This window comes from Stenotrophomonas sp. NPDC077461 (assembly GCF_049545475.1).
GTDB classification, from domain to species: Bacteria; Pseudomonadota; Gammaproteobacteria; order Xanthomonadales; family Xanthomonadaceae; genus Stenotrophomonas; species Stenotrophomonas nematodicola.
In genome coordinates, this window is record NZ_JBMWDO010000008.1 from 208,152 (window position 1) to 225,462 (window position 17,311).

Annotated in this window: 14 protein-coding genes and 1 pseudogene; 6 read left to right on the plus strand and 9 right to left on the minus strand. The window is 68.8% G+C overall.

Going from position 1 to position 17,311, the window contains the following annotated elements; genetic code table 11:
* Positions 1–169 precede the first annotated feature (169 nt).
* The 3 genes from ACPEH8_RS14905 to ACPEH8_RS14915 all read right to left on the minus strand — a co-directional run bounded on the left by ACPEH8_RS14905 (position 170) and on the right by ACPEH8_RS14915 (position 3,345).
* Complete coding sequence (locus ACPEH8_RS14905) at positions 170–1,891, minus strand: thiamine pyrophosphate-dependent enzyme (protein ID WP_287250026.1); 1,722 nt, start codon at positions 1,889–1,891, stop codon at positions 170–172.
* A gap of 75 nt (positions 1,892–1,966) precedes the next feature.
* Positions 1,967–2,830 carry an XAC2610-related protein gene (locus ACPEH8_RS14910; RefSeq protein ID WP_262071832.1) on the minus strand — a complete coding sequence of 288 codons (864 nt, stop codon included), beginning with the start codon at positions 2,828–2,830 and terminating at the stop codon, positions 1,967–1,969.
* A gap of 32 nt (positions 2,831–2,862) precedes the next feature.
* Positions 2,863–3,345, minus strand: coding sequence for a DUF3574 domain-containing protein (locus tag ACPEH8_RS14915; RefSeq protein ID WP_017356846.1), 483 nt, complete (start codon positions 3,343–3,345; stop codon positions 2,863–2,865).
* 240 nt (positions 3,346–3,585) lie between these two features.
* On the opposite strand from ACPEH8_RS14915, the gene ACPEH8_RS14920 reads away from it, so the two are divergent.
* From ACPEH8_RS14920 to otsA, 4 genes are all read left to right on the plus strand, one after another.
* Positions 3,586–6,036 (plus strand): TonB-dependent receptor plug domain-containing protein, encoded by a 2,451-nt coding sequence (locus ACPEH8_RS14920; protein WP_287250021.1) that lies wholly within the window; start codon positions 3,586–3,588, stop codon positions 6,034–6,036.
* Between the two features lie 80 nt (positions 6,037–6,116).
* Positions 6,117–6,875 (plus strand): trehalose-phosphatase, encoded by a 759-nt coding sequence (otsB, locus tag ACPEH8_RS14925; RefSeq protein WP_136003017.1) that lies wholly within the window; start codon positions 6,117–6,119, stop codon positions 6,873–6,875.
* Between the two features lie 54 nt (positions 6,876–6,929).
* Complete coding sequence (locus ACPEH8_RS14930; RefSeq protein ID WP_136003016.1) at positions 6,930–8,720, plus strand: glycoside hydrolase family 15 protein; 1,791 nt, start codon at positions 6,930–6,932, stop codon at positions 8,718–8,720.
* Complete coding sequence (gene otsA, locus ACPEH8_RS14935) at positions 8,717–10,084, plus strand: alpha,alpha-trehalose-phosphate synthase (UDP-forming) (RefSeq protein WP_136003015.1); 1,368 nt, start codon at positions 8,717–8,719, stop codon at positions 10,082–10,084. The genes ACPEH8_RS14930 and otsA overlap by 4 nt, the downstream gene beginning before the upstream one ends.
* Here the strand turns inward: otsA and ACPEH8_RS14940 are convergent.
* The gene (locus ACPEH8_RS14940; RefSeq protein ID WP_287250014.1) at positions 10,057–10,302 is read right to left on the minus strand and encodes a hypothetical protein; all 246 of its coding nucleotides are present in this window, start codon (positions 10,300–10,302) and stop codon (positions 10,057–10,059) included. The genes otsA and ACPEH8_RS14940 overlap by 28 nt on opposite strands.
* 112 nt (positions 10,303–10,414) lie before the next feature.
* Between ACPEH8_RS14940 and ACPEH8_RS14945 the strand changes: the two genes are divergently transcribed.
* Positions 10,415–11,695 (plus strand): OmpA family protein, encoded by a 1,281-nt coding sequence (locus ACPEH8_RS14945; protein WP_423667293.1) that lies wholly within the window; start codon positions 10,415–10,417, stop codon positions 11,693–11,695.
* A 16-nt stretch (positions 11,696–11,711) separates the two neighbouring features.
* On the opposite strand, the gene ACPEH8_RS14950 is transcribed toward ACPEH8_RS14945, so the two are convergent.
* The 3 genes from ACPEH8_RS14950 to rluD are packed head-to-tail and all read right to left on the minus strand — an operon-like array spanning position 11,712 to position 13,860.
* Positions 11,712–12,107, minus strand: coding sequence for a thiol-disulfide oxidoreductase DCC family protein (locus ACPEH8_RS14950; RefSeq protein WP_153164696.1), 396 nt, complete (start codon positions 12,105–12,107; stop codon positions 11,712–11,714).
* Complete coding sequence (gene pgeF / locus ACPEH8_RS14955) at positions 12,095–12,871, minus strand: peptidoglycan editing factor PgeF (RefSeq protein WP_136003012.1); 777 nt, start codon at positions 12,869–12,871, stop codon at positions 12,095–12,097. Before pgeF ends, ACPEH8_RS14950 begins: the two co-directional genes overlap by 13 nt.
* Entirely contained in the window at positions 12,871–13,860 is a 990-nt protein-coding gene (gene rluD / locus ACPEH8_RS14960; RefSeq protein ID WP_017356166.1) for a 23S rRNA pseudouridine(1911/1915/1917) synthase RluD, read from the minus strand. The genes pgeF and rluD overlap by 1 nt, the downstream gene beginning before the upstream one ends.
* A gap of 113 nt (positions 13,861–13,973) precedes the next feature.
* Here rluD and ACPEH8_RS14965 point away from each other — a divergent pair, with 113 nt between their 5' ends.
* Positions 13,974–14,858: an outer membrane protein assembly factor BamD gene (locus ACPEH8_RS14965; RefSeq protein ID WP_017356167.1), complete on the plus strand. Its 885-nt coding sequence runs from the start codon at positions 13,974–13,976 to the stop codon at positions 14,856–14,858.
* A gap of 179 nt (positions 14,859–15,037) precedes the next feature.
* Here the strand turns inward: ACPEH8_RS14965 and ACPEH8_RS14970 are convergent, their stop codons facing one another.
* Together ACPEH8_RS14970 and ACPEH8_RS14975 are read right to left on the minus strand one after the other, a co-directional pair.
* Positions 15,038–16,672 (minus strand): NAD+ synthase, encoded by a 1,635-nt coding sequence (locus ACPEH8_RS14970; protein ID WP_313160837.1) that lies wholly within the window; start codon positions 16,670–16,672, stop codon positions 15,038–15,040.
* Positions 16,673–16,849: 177 nt separating this feature from the next.
* Positions 16,850–17,311, minus strand: a pseudogene (locus ACPEH8_RS14975) (succinate--CoA ligase subunit alpha); the annotation flags it as partial.

The window sequence follows — 17,311 nt, forward strand, 5'->3', positions numbered from 1 at the left end:
GGCCTGCAGGTGGGGGGTAGCCGATGGTAGGGCTACGCGCCCCCCGTTAACAGGTGCATGGGTGGAACGCCGGGGTGTACGCGTGACCCAGGCGGCGATGGCATCCGTCCGACGGTATCGGGAGCCGGCCAGCGGCCGGCACTACCAACGGTGGTGACGCCCGCCCGCCTCAGGGCTTGTTGAGGAAGTTGTTCGCCAGCAGGTCACGCACATCGCTCACCCGCCCGCTCAGCAGCGCCTTGGCCGCATATAGCGCGGTACCGGCCACCTGCTTGGCCTCCACCTGCGGCGGCATCACCAGTTCGGTCGGGCTGGTGTGCACGTCCAGCAGCGCCGGGCCGGGGTGCGCCAGCACGTCCTGCACGGCCTGCTCCAGGTCCTCCGAGCGGGTCACGGTGCGCCCGTAGAAGCCGATCACCTCTGCCAGCCGGCCGAAATCGGGGTTCTTCAGGTCGGTGTAGTTGTCCAGCAGACCTTCCACCTTCTGCTCCAGCTCGACGAAATTCAGCGAGCTGTTGTTGTAGACCACCACCTTGATCGGCAGGTTTTCCTGCACGGCCGTGAGCAGGTCGCCGAGCAGCATGGCGATGCCGCCGTCCCCGGACAGCGAGATCACCTGCCGGCCCGGGTAGGCCTTCTGCAGGCCCAGCGCCTGCGGCATCGCATTGGCCATCGTGCCGTGCAGCAGGCTGGTCAGGGTGCGGCGGCGGCCGTTGGCGCGGATGTGGCGCAGGATCCAGACCATCGGCGAGCCGCCGTCGGCGGTGAACAGCGCATCGTCACTGGCGTGCCGGTCGATCAACGCGGTGAGGTGCTGCGGATGGATCAGCGTGCCCTCGCCGGGTTCCTCCTCCTTGGCCCGCGTGGCCAGCGCCTTGTCGCGGTGGCCGATGCACTCGTCCAGGAAGCTGCGGTCACTGCGCTCGGGCAGCAGCGGCAGCAGGGCCTGCAGCGTCGGGCCGATGTCGCCGACCACGCCCACATCGACCGGATGGCGACGGCCCAGGTGGCTGCCATCGCGGTCCACCTGGATCAACGTGGCCTTGTCCGGGTAGTACTGGCCCCAGGCGAAGTCCGCGCCGAGCAGCAGCAGCGTGTCGCAGGCCATCAGCGTGTGGTAGCCCGACTCGATGCCGAAGATACCGGTCATGCCCATGTTGTACGGATTGTCGTACTCCACGAAATCCTTGGCGCGCGAGGTGTGCGCGATCGGCGCCTTGAGCCGCTCGCCCAGCGCCACCAGCAGGTCGTGCGCGTGCTCGCAGCCGGCACCCGCATAGATGCCGATCCGCTTGCCCTCCCCGATCAGCGCGGCGATGCGCTGCAGTTCGTCATCGCCGGGACGCAGCACCGGCTGGGTGTAGTGAACCGAGAACGGCGGATCGTGCTTGACCTCTGCTTCGCTGATATCGGCCGGCAGGATCACCACCGCCACGCCGCGCCGGCTGATCGCCGCCTGGCAGGCCAGCGTGACCACCCGGCGCGCCTGCTGCGGGCTGTACACCTGCTCGCAGAACACGCTGCAACTGGCGTACACGGATTTGAAATCCACTTCCTGCGGAAACTCCATGCCCAGCTCGGGGGTGACCACCTGGCTGGCGATCAGCACCATCGGCGCACGGTTGCGGTTGCTCTCGAAGATGCCGTTGATGAAATGCAGCCCGCCCGGCCCGCAGGACCCGGCGCAGGCAGTGAGCCTGCCGCTGATCAGCGACTCGGCACCGGCCGCGAACGCGGCTACCTCTTCATGGCGCATGTGCACCCAGTCGATGTCGCTGCGATGGATGGCATCGGTGACGTGGTTGAGGGTATCGCCGACGATGCCGTAGCAGTGACGGACACCGGCGGCCTGCAGGGTTTCAACCACGATCTCGGCAACGCGCTTGCTCATGACGGACATCCACTACCGGGGGGAAACCATCAGCCTAGACCCCGGCAGGTGACACTCGTGTGGGCGTGCGCGCACTCACGGCATCGCGTTCACCCATCCCAGCACATCGCCCCGGGTCGGGTTGTGGTAACGCACCTTTACCCAGCCATCGCGTTCGTCCAGCAGTTCCACCCGATCGTCGCGGAGCAGATAGCGCGAGGTGCGTCCCTCGCCCGGCCGGGCATGCAGCGGCAGCCGCGCCGGCACCACCGTGCCGCTGAACGGCGACAGGCGACCGGTGGATGCCGGCGTCACCAGGCCGTCGGCAATCGCCGTCTCCACGACAGCGCCCTGCGCATCGTAGGTGCTCCACACCGCGAACGGGCCGGTGTCTGCGGTCTGCCTGACGAACAGCACCTGCTCGAACGCATCGCTGCCGTGGATGAAGCGCAGCGCACGGTACAGATGCAGACGCGGGCCGTCGTAGCGGTACAGATCCACGTACCACACCGCGCCGCTGCGGCAACTGCTGCTCAACGTACGGTTGGGCGCGTCCACGGTCAGCCCCATCAGGCCGCCGCACTGCGCATCGTCGTGGGGCGTTGGCGCCAGCGCCTGCATCGCCTTCTGCCGCGGATCGTAGCGATACACCGCCACCGCTTCGTTGACCATGCCCACCGAGGCCCGTGCGACCAGCTCCGGCCATCCGTCGAAATCGACGTCCTCGGCCGACAGGCGCGACTGCCCATCCACGTCGGGCGCACCCGGCAGCCGTTGCCGCGTACCCGACGGCGCGAGCGCGACCGTGATATCGCCGCCCTCCTCTACCTCCGCCTGCAGCCACACGCCAGCGGCGACCTCGGCGCGCAGCGTGTCCTGGCCCGCCGCCTGCGCGTGCGCACCCGGTGCTGCCAACGCCAGCAGCAGTGCCAGCGGCCATCCGTCCCAGTGATTCATCATCGTTCCCCGCCGCGCCACGGTGGCGCCCAAGGTCAGAACGATACGTCAACCGCCTGCTGCGCCCACAGCACTGACTGGTGACCGGTGGCCTGCTTCCATGCCAGACGGATCGCCTCGATGTCGGCACGGCGCTGCGGGGTGTTCTCGTGCAGGACCACCAGCACTTTGGTGCGCAGGCGGTTGGGCTCGGCTGCGCCACGGAACAGCCACTGGCCGTAGGCATCGAACACGGTCAGGCCATCCGGGAAGCGGGGGGTGACCTGGGTGTCCAGGAAGTCGCGCCACTGCGCCTCGCTGATCGCATCGGTCTGTCTGCGCTCGGAGGCGCCGCTTTCCTCGCCCACGCCGAAGTACAGCTCGCTGCGCACCCACCCGGCTGCGGCATCGGGACGCGCGGCGTCGCCCTGCAGGGTGGCGGTGGCCGGCGGAGGCGCAGCCGGCTGGGCCGCAGGAGCGGCGGTGGCACAGCCGGTGGCCGCCAGGACCAGAGCGAGCAGAAAGGCATGGGACGTCATTGCGAAAACTCCAGAAAACAGGGCGTGCAGGGGAAGAAGCGTGCAGGACATCCGTCTCCCGCGCAGATCACCGTCGGCAATCAGCTGATGCCCGCATGTGATGGGACTTGCATCACACGGGGTCATCACGCCAAGATAATATATCGCTTCATCCGGATGGATTGGTAGTGCCGCCCATCAACCGGCAGCACCCGCGTCCTTCCCGCTTCTCCTCCCCCTCGTCGTCCTGCCGGAGTCCGCATGTCCCGTCCGTCCGCGTCGCGCCTTGGCCTTGCCATCGCGCTCGTCCTCTCCTCCCCCCTGCTTGCCCAGGACGCAACCGCGCAGGACGCGCCCGGCTCCGCCACCACCCTGGACACGGTGATCGTCACCGGCACGCGTGCCGTGGACCGTACCGTGCTGGAGTCCACCTCGCCGGTGGACGTGCTCACCGCCGAGGACATCCGCAAGGCCGGTGTGGTCAACGGTGAACTGGGCAGCGCCCTGCAGGCGCTGCTGCCCTCGTTCAACTTCCCGCGCCAGTCCAACTCCGGGGGCGCCGACCATATCCGCGCCGCCCAGCTGCGCGGCCTGTCCCCGGATCAGGTGCTGGTACTGGTCAACGGCAAGCGCCGCCACAGCAGCGCGCTGGTCAACACCGACAGCAAGATCGGCAAGGGCACCACGCCGGTGGACTTCAATGCCATCCCGGTCAGCGCGATCAAACGCATCGAAGTGCTGCGCGACGGTGCCGGCGCCCTGTATGGCTCGGACGCGGTGGCGGGCGTGATCAATGTGATCCTCGACGACGGGGCCGACGGCGGCGCGATCGAAGCCAGCTTCGGTGCCAATCACACCGACCTCAAGCCGGTCGACCGCACCCTCACCGATGGCCAGACCAGCTACCTCAGCGCCAAGGTCGGCACCGCGCTGGGCGACGACGGCGGTTTCCTGCGCGTGGGCCTGGAGCTGAAGAACCACGAGGGCACCAACCGCGCCGGCTTCGACCAGATCCCGCCGTGGGACCAGAACGCCACCAACCTGGCGCTGCAGGGCAAGCGCAACTACGTGCTGGGCGACGGCCACACCAAGGACCTCAACGCCTGGATCAACACTGAACTGCCGTTCGGGCAGACGTCCAAGCTCTACTTCTTCAGCACGTTCAACCAGCGCGACAGCGAAGGCGCCAACTACTTCCGCTATCCGGACAGCGACGCCAACTGGGCGCAGGTGTATCCCAATGGCTACCGCCCGGTTTCCGAAGGCGAGAACCGCGACGTGCAGGCCGTGGCCGGCGCACGCGGCCAGTGGGGCGAGTGGAACTACGATGCCAGCCTGGACTACGGCAGCAACAGCTTCACCTACCGCCTGCGCAACTCGCTCAACGCCTCGCTCGGCCCGACCAGCCCCACCCGCTTCAAGACCGGCGACTACCGCAACGAACTGACCGTGGCCAATCTCGACCTGGGGCGGGTGTTCGAGCAGGGTGACAGCATCACCCACAGCCTGGGCCTTGGCCTGGAAGCACGCCGCGACCACTACCAGACCCGGCCTGGCGACCCGAGCAGCTATGCGGCCGGCCCGTACACCGATCGCCCGACCGGCTCGCAGGCCGGCGGTGGCCTGACCCCGCAGGATGCCACCACGTTGTCGCGCGATGTGGCCAGCGCCTACGCCAGCCTGTCCAGCCAGGTCGGCGAGCACTTCTCCAGCGACCTGGCCGCACGCTACGAACACAGCGATGATTACGGCGGCGAGCTCACCGGCAAGCTCGGCCTGCGCTACGAATTCACCCCGGCGTTCGCGCTGCGTGGCGCAGTCTCCAACAACTTCCGCGCGCCTTCGTTGGCGCAGATCGGCTATGAATCCACCTCTACCGGCTACAACGCCGCCGGCCAGCTGGTGCAGGGCCGGGTGCTCTCGGTGAACAACCCCATCGCGCGCGGACTGGGCGCCCGCGACCTGAAGCCGGAGAAGTCGCTCAACACCAGCCTGGGCTTCACCAGCCGCATCGGCGATCACTTCGACGTCTCGCTGGATTTCTTCCAGATCGATATCGACGACCGCATCGCGCTGTCCGAGAGCATCACCGGCGATGCGCTGACCGACTACGTGCAGCAGCAGTTCGGCGTGGCCGGCCTGCAGAGCGCCAGCTTCTTCGTCAATGCTGCCGACACCCGTACCCGCGGCGCGGAACTGGTGAGCAACTGGCGACAGTCGCTCGGCACGGGCGAGCTGGTGCTGACCGGGACCTACGCCTATACCAGGACCACGCTGAAGAACGTCCTGGCCACCCCCGCCAGCCTGCGCGCGCTGGATCCGGACTACGTGCTGTTCGGCGTGGAAGAGACCAACACGCTGACCGACGCCACCCCGCGCACCCGCGCGTCACTGGCCGCGAGCTGGGCCAACGACCGCTGGTCGCTGAGCAGCCGGGTCAACCGTTATGGCAGCGTCACCCGCGTGTTCAACTTCGGTGAGGGCTACCTTCCACGCCAGACCTACGGTGCCGAGTGGCAGCTGGATGCCGAAGTGGAGTTCAGGATCACGCCGCAGTGGAGCGTGGCGGTGGGCGGGCAGAACCTGACCGACAACTACTCCGATCCCTCCAATGACGACATCCATTACTTCGGCAACCTGCCGTATGACGTGCTGTCGCCGATCGGCAGCAACGGCGCGTACTTCTACGGGCGCGTGCGATATACGTTCTGACGGCGCTGCCGGCCGGCACCACCGTGTGGATGTGATTGCCATTACCTGGCGATCACATCCACGCTGGCATGTTGGCCCGCATGGCAAACGACTTCCCCCACCGTCCGCCGCCGCCACTGCTGGACGATGCCTGTGCGCTGTTCCTGGACGTGGATGGCACCCTCATCGAGTTCGCCGATGACCCCGACGCGGTGCAACTGCTGCCGGACATCCGCGAGGCCATCGGGCGCATCAGCGACCGCCTTGAAGGTGCGGTCGCGCTGATCAGCGGCCGGCCGCTGGATCAACTCGACCGGCTGTTCGCCCCGCTGCACCTGCCGGCGGCAGGCCTGCACGGTCACGAACTGCGCCACGGCGATGGCCGGGTGGACAGCACCGTGCCCGGCACCGATGCCGGCGAATGGCTGCACGCACTCCACCAGCAGGCGATGCGCTTTGCCCACGGCAAGCCCGGTGTTCTGGTCGAGGACAAGGGCCAGAGCCTCGCACTGCACTGGCGCGGTGCACCGCATGCCGCACCCGAGGTGCGTGCCTTTGCCGAGCGGCACATCCGCGGCCACACCGGCTACCGGCTGCAGCCGGGCGACCACGTCGTCGAATTCGTTCCCGAAGGCAGCGACAAGGGCCGCGCCCTGCGCCGGCTGATGCTCGCCCCGCCCTTCCGCGACCGGTTGCCGGTGTTCCTCGGCGACGATCTCACGGACGAGTACGGGTTCGGCGCCGCCAACGATCTGCACGGCTGGAGCGTGCTCGTGGGGGCACGCGAGCCCAGCGCGGCGGTCTTCGCGTTGCCGCATATCCGTGCCGTGCATGCCTGGTTGCGCGAGAACGCGTACTGAGCATCGCCACCGCCCCCGGCCCCCTGCGCCGGCTTGACCCGAGAGTTTCATGACATGAGTAGTGACACCGTCCCCACCCTGGACCTGGGCGTTGTTGGCAATGGCAGCTTCGGCGCGTTGATCGACAAACACGCCCGCGTGGTCTGGAGCTGCCTGCCCACCTTCGATGGCGACCCGACCTTCTGCGCCCTGCTCGAACCGAACCAGCAGACCGGCGGCGACTTCGGCATCGAGCTGGAAGACCTGGTCGGCAGCGAACAGACCTACCTGACCAACACCGCCATCCTGCGCACCGTGCTTCACGACAAGCACGGCGGCGCTCTGGAGATCATCGACTTCGCGCCGCGCTGGCGCCAGAACGACCGCTTCTACCGGCCCGTCAGCCTGATCCGCCAGGTGCGGCCGCTGGCCGGCAATCCCCGCATTATCGTGCGCGCGCGCCCGCTGGCCGACTGGGGTGCACGCGTACCCGACGCCACCTGGGGCAGCAACCACATCCGCTGGGTCCTGCCCGACCACATCCTGCGGCTCACCACTGATGTACCGGTACGCTTCGTGCGCGACGGCCTGCCGTTCACGCTCAACCACCCGGTGCACCTGGTGCTGGGCGTGGACGAGTCACTGGACCGCTCCCTCAGCGGTTATGTGCAGGAAGCCTTCCAGCGTACCCGCGACTACTGGCGCGAATGGGTGCGCTACCTGTCCATTCCGCTGGAGTGGCAGGACGCGGTGATCCGCAGCGCGATCACACTCAAGCTGTGCCAGTACGAGGACAGTGGCGCGATCATCGCGGCAATGACCACGTCCATTCCGGAGGCGCCGGGCAGCATCCGCAACTGGGACTACCGCTACTGCTGGCTGCGCGACGCCGCGTTCGTGGTGCGCGCGCTCAACCGCCTCGGCGCGACCCGGACGATGGAACAGTTCCTGGGCTACATCTTCAATCTGGCCACGGCTGATGGCAGCCTGCAGCCGCTTTACGGCATCGGCTTCGAGGCAAAGCTGGACGAGGACGAAGTGCCCTCGCTCTCCGGCTACCGCGGCATGGGCCCGGTCCGGCGCGGCAATCTGGCCTGGGTGCAGCGCCAGCACGATGTGTACGGCAGCGTGGTGCTGGCCTCCACCCAGCTGTTCTTCGACCGCCGCCTGCAGGACCCGGGCGATGCACACACCTTCGCGCGCCTGGAACCGCTCGGCGAACAGGCCTTCGCGCTGCATGATGTGCCCGATGCCGGGTTGTGGGAGTTCCGTGGGCGCACCGAGGTGCACACCTATACCAGCGCGATGTGCTGGGCCGCGTGCGACCGGCTGTGCAAGATCGCGGTGCGGCTCAAGCTCGATGACCGCGCGGCCTACTGGCGCGACCGCGCCGATACGATCCACGCGCGCATCATGGCCGAGGCGTGGAGCGAGGAACTGGGCCACTTCACCGACACCTACGGCGGCCACCGCCTGGACGCCTCGCTGCTGCTGCTGGCCGACATCGGGTTCATCGAGGCGCACGACGCACGCTTCGTGGCCACCGTCGAAGCGATCGGCCGCGACCTCAAGCACGGTGATGCACTGTACCGCTACGTGGCGCCGGACGACTTCGGCGAGCCGGAAACCAGCTTCACCATCTGCACCTTCTGGTACATCGATGCGCTGGCCGCGATTGGCCGCATGGACGAAGCGCGTGACATGTTCGAGATGCTGCTGTCCCGGCGCAACCACCTCGGCCTGCTGTCCGAGGATCTGGCCTTCGACAGCGGCGAAGCGTGGGGCAACTTCCCGCAGACGTACTCGCATGTCGGCCTGGTGACCGCCGCGATGCGTCTGTCGCGCAGCTGGCAGGAGGCGTCATGAGCAGGCTGGTCGTGGTGTCCAACCGGGTGGCGGTCCCGGGCGAAAACCGCGCTGGCGGCCTGGCCGTGGGCCTGCTGGCCGCACTCAAGGAACGCGGGGGCGTCTGGTTCGGCTGGAGCGGCAAGGCGGTGCGCGATCCCAGCGGCGCGCTGCACGAGCAGGTGGACGGCGACATCCGCTACGTCACGATGGACCTCAACAAGCGCGATGTGGACGGTTACTACAACGGCTTCGCCAACCGCACGCTGTGGCCGCTGCTGCACTTCCGCCTGGACCTGGTCGACTACGACCGCGCCACCCGCGAAACGTACCGCCGGGTCAATGCGCTGTTCGCCGAGAAGCTCGCGCCGCTGCTGCGCGACGACGACATCGTGTGGATCCATGACTACCATCTGATCCCGCTGGCCTCGCTGCTGCGCGAGCGCGGCATCGGGTGCCGCATCGGGTTCTTCCTGCACGTGCCGATGCCCTCGGCCGACCTGCTGCAGGCCATGCCGGACCACCTGCGCCTGTTCTCCAGCCTGTATGCGTACGATCTGGTCGGCTTCCAGACCCAGCGCGACGCCGACCGTTTCCAGTCGTATGTACGTCTGTTCGGCGGCGGGCGCGTGGTGGGCGATGGCGAACTGGAGGCACCGGGAGGGCGGCGCTTCCGCGCGGCGGCGTTCCCGATCGGCATCGATACCGGCCACATCGCGCGCCAGGCCGGGGCCGGCGCCAGCAAGCCGGCCGTGCGCGCCCTGCGCAACAGCCTGGGCGACCGCCAGCTGGCCATTGGCGTGGACCGCCTGGACTACTCCAAGGGCCTGCCCGAACGCTTCCTCGGCTTCGAGCGCTACCTCGAACGCCACCCCGACCAGCGCGGCAGCCTGACCTACCTGCAGATCGCGCCGGTGTCGCGTGGCGACGTCAACGAGTACCGTCAGCTGCGCGGCCAGCTGGAGCAGATCGCCGGACACATCAACGGCGGCCATGCCGCGCCGGACTGGACGCCGCTGCGCTACGTCAACCAGAACTTCACCCACGCCACCCTGACCGGCTTCTACCGGGCGGCCGCCGTGGGCCTGGTCACCCCGCTGCGCGACGGCATGAACCTGGTGGCCAAGGAGTACGTGGCCTCGCAGGACCCGGAGAATCCCGGCGTGCTGGTGCTGTCACTGCTGGCCGGCGCGGCCGATGAGCTGAAGCACGCGCTGCTGGTCAATCCGCACGACCTGGACGGCGTGGCCGATGCCATCGCCACGGCCGCCACCATGCCGCTGCGCAAACGCGTGGAACGGTGGCAGGCCATGATGGACCACCTGCGCACCTACGACATCAATCACTGGCGGCAGACCTACCTGGAGGCGCTGGAAAGCGCCTGACGCGCGGCGACGGCGCTGCGCATCGCCGTCGCTTTCGGCCCGGCTTCTGCCCTGCAGATGTCTCTTTTCGCGCGCGTGAGGTGACGGCGCGTGCGGGTGTCGTCTTCGACACGTGCCGCCGGACAGACCGTGCTGTCCCAAGCCGCCAAAAGCGATAGGCGGCGCGAATGGATCTGCGCAAACGCAACTTTCTGCGGCAGCGGCTTGCGAATTTTCATTCGCCATTGACAGGGACTAACGACATTCAGGCCCCCAGAGCCCCCCGACAAGGCGTGGGCCAGGCACGTGCGACGTGATGCGCACGGTCTTTTCAACTGGGGATTTGAAGACATGTCATCGCTTGACCGCTTGATCGAAGATGCCGCCTCCCGGCTTAATCTGGGCTACCGCGCGCGCAGCGTGGTAACGGTGTTGACCGTGTACATCGCCACCCGCGAAGACGGGTTGGCTGGACTGGGCGACCAGTTCGAGCGCGCCGGGGTGGGCGCGCTGTTCCACAGCTGGTGCCGCGGCGACGAGCAGCCGATCGTCGCCAGCCAGCTCGAGCGCGCCATCGGCCGCGAGGACCTGGCGCGCCTGGCCCGCCGCGCCGGCTTTCCACCCGGCATCTTCGCCGTCATCGTCGCCGAGTTGCTGCCGCCACTGGTGGATCTGCTGACCACCACCAACGGCGCGCCGGTGGCGCTGCGTGCCCGCCGCCTGGACGCGCATGCCGCCGGCGCGGCGGGCCAGGCCGTGCGGGGCGTGGCCGTGCGCAGCATCCTGGCCTGCCTGATCGGCGTGTCACTGATCCTGGCCACCAGCTGGCTGTACCTGGTCACCCGGGCGCCGCCGCAGGACACGTCCGCCACGCGGGTGGCGTCGGTGGCGGACGCGCGGTTGTCACTGGTGGTCGACGGCGACCACGTGCGGGTGGACGGACGGCTGCCGCGTGCCGCCGACCAGCGCCGGGTATGGAACGCGCTGGTACAGCGCTACGGGGAGGACAACGTACGCGGCCAACTGCAGGTGGATGGCGGAACGCGCCCACCGCGCTGGCAGGACCGGCTGATCGCCCACCTGCCCGCCCTGCTCGCCCCCGGCCTGCGGCTCGATCTGGAGGGCGAGCACATCCGCGTGGACAGCCGTGCGCTGACCGTGCAGGACCGGCTGGGTGTCACCCGGGTACTGCGTGATCACTTCGGTGCCTTCGACGTGCGCGGACTATGGACGCCGGGCATCGCCGCCCTGCACGCGCTGCCGCCCGACGCCACGCCCGATGCGGTGGTGGTCGCGCTCAACCAGACCGTGGTGAAGTTCCAGCCCGAGGCGACGGCGCTCACCGGCGACTCCCTGGATACCCTGCACGCCACCGCGGCGGCGCTCCGCCAGCTGCCGGCCGGCACCCGGGTGGAGGTCGGCGTGCATACCGACAGTCACGGCGATGCCGCCGCCAGGCGCGCTCTGAGCCAGCAGCGGGCCGAGTCGCTGGTGCTGGCACTGCACCTTCTGGATGTGCCGATGGGGATGCTGGACGCAATGGGGCACGGTGCCGACGATCCGATCGCCGATAACCGCAGCGAGGCCGGCCGCGCACAGAACCGGCGCGTGGTCTACCGGCTGCTGCGCTGAGCGGCCGGCGCAGCGCTCACGCCAGGAAGCGCCGTGCCTGTTCCGCACTCGGCAGGAAACAGCTGTCGTGGCGGCCGAACCAGCGGTAGCGATTGCGTGCCAGCGCCCGGTAGGCGCGATCACGCAGCCGGCGCGGGACCGCGCGCAGCACCACAGCCAGCCGCCACGGCCCGCCCAGCCCGACCAGCACCCGCACGATGGCATCGGTATCGGTCCAGGCGCGGCCGTCCTCCAGCAGCAGGAACGACAGCGGATCGTCCGGGTCCAGCCCATGCTGCCGCAGCAGGACGCGCCCGTGCGTGCCCTGCATCGCGGCGAAGCGGTAGCGCTCCTGCCGGTCGACTCGCAGCAGGAAGCGCACCCAGCGGCTGCACAGTGCGCAGACGCCGTCGAAGACGATTACCCCCGCCATACCAGCGTGGCCATGCGGCCAGTGCGACGATCGCGGCGATGCGAGAAGTAGTGCTCCGGCGCCGCGATGGTGCACCGGGTACCGCCGCTGATGGCGGCCGCATCCAACCCGGCTGCCTGCAGACGCTGACGGGCCAGCGCGTACAGATCCACCCGCCAATGACCCGGGCGGGTGGCCTGGAAGGCCGTGGCCGCGTCGGCCGTGTGCGCAAGGAAGGCAACCCTGACCTCCTCACCCACCTCGTAGTGCGCCGGACCGGCGGCCGGCCCCAGCCACGCCTGCAGCTGCGACGGCACCGTGCGCATGGCGGCCACCGTGGCTTCAAGCATGCCGTCGGCCAGGCCGCGCCAGCCGGCATGCGCCGCGCCGATCTCGCTGCCGTCGCGCGCGGCGAACACCACCGGCAGGCAATCGGCGGTCAGGATGGCCAGGACCACGCCTGTGGCCGACGTCACCGCCGCATCGGCAGTGGGTTCGGCGTCGATCCCGGCCGCCCTCGGCGGCGCATCGAAACGCAGCACCGTGGTGCCATGCACCTGGCGCAGCCAATGCGGGGCCGAGGGCAGTACCAGGCCGGCCTGGAGCAGGTCGCGGTTGCGCTGCACCTGCGCCGGGTCGTCACCGTCGGCGGCGTACCGGTTGCCCATGTTGAACTGGTCGAACGGCGCCACCGACCCGCCTGCGCCGTAGCGCAGGGTGGTCAGCGCCTGCACGCCCGGCGGCGCGCGCCACTCGGCCGGCAATACCGGAAGCGAGGCGTCCATCAACGGCGCCCGCGCTCCAGTTCGGCGAAGTGCCTGCTGTCTTCGCGCAGCGCGTGCAGCAGCGCCAGCATGTCCGCCGGCGGCGGCGCGCTGTTGCGGATCGGCTCGCCGGTGACCGGGTGGGTGAACTCCAGCGTTTCGGCGTGGAGTGCCTGGCGCTTGAAGCCGCGCAGCGCGGCGACCAGCTCATCGCTGGCGCCCTTGGGCAGCTTCAGCGCGCCGCCATACAGCTGATCGCCGATGATCGGATGGCGCAGGTGCGCCATGTGCACGCGGATCTGATGGGTGCGGCCGGTTTCCAGGCGGCATTCCAGCGCGGTGTGCGCGCGGAAGCGCTCACGCAGGCGGTAATGGGTGATCGCGTCCTTGCCGTCCTCACGCACGGCCATGCGCACGCGGTCGCGCGGATGGCGGTCGATGGCGGCGGTAGCGGTGCCCCCGGAGACCAGCGCGCCCACCACCACCGCCAGGTACTGGCGATGCACTTCGCGCGCGGACAACTGCGCCACCAGCGCGGTCTGCGCCTCCAGCGTGCGCGCGATGACCATGACGCCACTGGTGTCCTTGTCCAGCCGGTGCACGATGCCTGCGCGCGGCAGCACCGCCAGCGACGGGTCACGGAACAGCAGGGCGTTGACCAGCGTGCCGGTGGGGTTGCCCGCACCGGGGTGGACCACCAGGCCGACCGGCTTGTTGATGACGAACACGTGCTCGTCCTCGTACAGGACCTCCAGCGGGATGTCCTCCGGCTCGGCATGGGTCTGGGTGTCGAGCACGACAAGCAGGCTGGCGACCTCGCCGCCGCGCACCGGGTCGCGCGGGCGCGCCGGCTCGCCGTCCAGCAGCAGATCGCCGGATTTGATCCACTCGGTCAGGCGCGAGCGGGAGTATTCAGGGAAAAGTTCGGCAACCACCGCATCGAAGCGGCGGCCGGCGGCGGTATCGGGCACGATGGCCTGACGGGGGTTTTCAGCTGGGGTATCGGACATGGGAACCACGCGGGGAGACAATTTTGGGGTCCGGGCGACCACTTTCAGTCGCAGGACAGGCCACTAGGCTATCATCGACCCTTCGTATTCCAGCCGCGTCCCGCCCTGACCCCATGATCCGACGCTCCGTTCTGCTGTCCGCGCCCGTCCGCCTCGCCGCCCTGATGCTGGTGCTGCTCTTCGTCGCCACCGGCTGCCATCGCGGTACCAAGGGCAAGAATCCGGATGAAGGGCTGCCGGTCGAGCAGCTCTATGACAAGAGCCACAAACTGATGGAGGGGGGCAACTGGAGCGGTGCCGAGGCCAGTTTCCGCCGTCTGGTGGCCCAGTACCCCTACGGCCCGTACACCGAGCAGGCGATGATCGAATCGGCCTACGCCCAGTACAAGGCCGGCAAGCACGATGACGCGGTGTCCAGCATCGACCGCTTCATCCGTACCTACCCGACCCACCGCAACATCGCCTACCTGTACTACCTCCGCGGCCTGGCCAACGGCAACCGCGACACGGTGTTCCTGCGCCGGGTGTGGTCCCTGGACCCGAGCCGCCGCGACCTGTCCGCTCCGCGCCAGGCCTACGCCGACTTCACCATCGTGACTGAGCGCTACCCCAACAGCCGCTATGCCGCCGACGCCCGCCAGCGCATGATCGTGCTGCGCGACGTGTTCGCCCAGCACGAGCTGGACAACGCCCTGTACTACCTGCGCCGCCAGGCCTGGGTGTCGGCCGCCGGCCGCGCCAACTACCTGCTGGAAACCTACCCGCAGAGCGCCTTCCAGTACGACGCCGTGGCCACCCTGGCCGAGGCGTACACGCACCTGGACAACAAGCCGCTGGCCGACGACGCCCGCCGCGTGCTCGAGCTGAACCAGCCCGACCACCCGTGGCTGCAGGGCAAGTGGCCGAAGTACCCGTGGATGGTGCGCAAGCTGAACCCGTTTGCCGGCGAGAAATCGGCCAGCACCGGTCAGCGCAACGCCACGATCAACCGCAAGTAATCCCTGCGGTGACGAAGAAAAGGGCCCGGTTCGGGCCCTTTTTTTTGGCTCCTCTCCAAGGGAGGGGACACGCCTCTGAGCCTGGGGCCGCAAGGCGTGTGTTTCCCGCCGAGGACCCTCACCAGCGTTCGTGACCTCGCGGTTGGCCGCGGGGCCTGTGCCAGGCGCCGTCGCCGGTGTCAGCCCTTGTAGCCGTTGCTGATCGGGTAGCGGCGTTCGCGGCCGAAGGCGCGTCGCGACACCTTGGGACCGGGCGCGGCCTGGTGGCGCTTCCACTCGCTTGTGCGCACCAGGCGCAGCACGCGGTCCACCACCTCCGGCGCGTAGCCGGCCCCCACGATCTCCTCGCGCGACTGTTCCTGGTCGACGTAGCGGTACAGGATGCCATCGAGCACATCGTAGGCGGGCAGCGAGTCCTGGTCGGTCTGGTTGGCCCGCAGTTCGGCGGATGGCGGCCGGGCAATCACCGCCGGCGGAATCACCGGCGCGCCCCCGACCGTGTTGCGCCACTTGGACAGGCCGAACACCTCGGTCTTGTACAGGTCCTTCAGCGGCGCGTAGCCACCGCACATGTCGCCGTAGATGGTGGCGTAGCCCACCGCGTATTCGCTCTTGTTGCCGGTGGTGAGCAGCAGCCCGCCGAACTTGTTGGACAGCGCCATCAGGATCACGCCGCGGCTGCGCGACTGCAGGTTCTCCTCGGTGACATCGGCCGGCTGGCCCTCGAACATCGGGCCGAGCGCGCGCATCAGGCCCTCGAACACCGGTTCGATCGACACCGCTTCAAGCCTCACCCCCAGCGCGCGGCACTGCTCGGCCGCCAGATCGTTGGACATGTCGGCGGTGTAGCGCGACGGCAGCCGCACTGCGGTGACGTTGGCCGCGCCCAGCGCATCCACGGCCATCGCCAGCACCAGCGCCGAATCGATACCGCCGGACAGGCCCAGCCACACCTTCTTGAAGCCGTTCTTGCGGCAGTAGTCCTGGATGCCCCGGGTGACTGCACGCCAGGCCAGCGCGTCCATGCTCTCGTCGCCATCGTCGATCCACTCGCGCGGCAGGAAGCGACGCGTCTGCGCGTCGTAGTCCACGACCAGCCACTGGTCGGTGAACGCCGCCGCCGCCGGGTGCACCGTGCCATCGCCATCGGCGACCACCGAGGCGCCGTCGAACACCAGCGCATCCTGCCCCCCCACCACATTGAGGTAGGCGATCGCCGCACCGCTTTCACGGGTACGTGCGGCCAGCACGGCATCGCGCTCGGCATGCTTGCCGCGCTCGTACGGCGAGGCGTTGGGCACCACCACCAGCTGCGCGCCCTGGCGCACGGTATCGGCCAGCGGCTCGGCGAACCACAGGTCCTCGCAGATCAGCAGGCCCACCGGCACGCCCTTGATCTCGAACACGCAGCTGCTGCCGTCCGGGTCGACATCGAAGTAGCGGCGCTCGTCGAACACCGCGTAGTTGGGCAGTTCGCGCTTGCGATAGGTGTGCAGGACCTGGCCATCGCGCAGCACGCTGGCCGCGTTGTAGACCACCGCACCGGCGGCCTGCGGCCAGCCAACCACGGCGGTGATGCCCTGGGTGGCCGCAGCGATGCGCTCCAGCGCCTGCTGGCAGTCGTACAGGAAACGCGGCCGCAGCAGCAGGTCCTCCGGCGGATAGCCGCTGATGGCCAGTTCCGGGAACACCACCAGTTCGGCGCCGTACTCGTCGCGCGCCTCGCCGATCATCGTGATGATGGTATCGGTGTTCTGCGCGACGGCACCTACCGGGAAGTCGAACTGGGCCAGGGCAATGCGAAGCGACGTCATGAGATACAGCCTGGTGGTTGCAATGCCCCATTGTAGTGCCGGCCGCTGGCCGGCAGCCATGTGGACACGTGCAACGCCCCAACGCAGAAAGGCCGCCCGGAGGCGGCCTTTCTGTTTGACGCCGCCGACCAGCGGTCGGCGCTTCAGGCATGTCCACCGCGTACGCGGCGGGCGGCCTTACTTCACCAGCTTGGCGATCGCGGCACCCAGGTCGCCCGGCGAACGCACGGTGACGACGCCGGCAGCTTCCATCGCGGCGAACTTGCCTTCCGCAGTGCCCTTGCCGCCCGAGGCGATCGCACCGGCGTGGCCCATGCGCTTGCCGGCCGGAGCCGACGCACCGGCGATGAAACCGACGACCGGCTTCTTCACGTGGTTCTTGATGTACTCGGCACCGGCTTCCTCGGCGTCGCCGCCGATTTCGCCGACCATGATGATGCCTTCGGTCTGCGGGTCTTCGTTGAACAGCTTGAGGCAGTCGACGAAGTTCAGGCCGTTGATCGGGTCACCACCGATGCCGATGCTGGTGGACTGGCCCAGGCCGACGTCGGTGGTCTGCTTGACCGCTTCCGTGGTCGGGGTGCGCGACGGCGACACGATGCCGAGCGTGCGGGGCGGGGGGGGGTGGCCCGGCTGGGG